General features: G+C 58.7%; 1 pseudogene. It reads left to right on the top strand.

What is annotated here, in order from left to right:
- Positions 1–254, top strand: a pseudogene (locus tag HBA93_RS22220) (MFS transporter); the annotation flags it as partial.

The raw sequence follows: 254 nt of genomic DNA, 5'->3' as shown, positions 1-254 counted from the left end.
ACGGATTGTTGGGTACGCTCCTGATCGTCAGGGCCGGTCAGGAGGGTTTCTCGGCCGGACTAATCAGCGCGATGATGTCCTCTTACTTCGCGGGCTTCACGGCCGGCGCGCTCTTGTTGCCGCGAGTCATCGTGTCTGTCGGACATGTCAGAACCTTTGCCGGCTTTGCAGCGATCGCTTCGATGACAGCCCTACTTCATGTCACATTCGTGGAGTCGACAGTTTGGATCCCACTCCGGCTCGTTACGGGCTTC

This window comes from Ochrobactrum sp. SFR4, assembly GCF_019730395.1.
In the GTDB taxonomy this organism is placed as follows: domain Bacteria; phylum Pseudomonadota; class Alphaproteobacteria; order Rhizobiales; family Rhizobiaceae; genus Pseudochrobactrum.
Note: the sequence above shows the minus strand (reverse complement) of the source record. Positions and strands in the feature narration are given on the sequence as shown.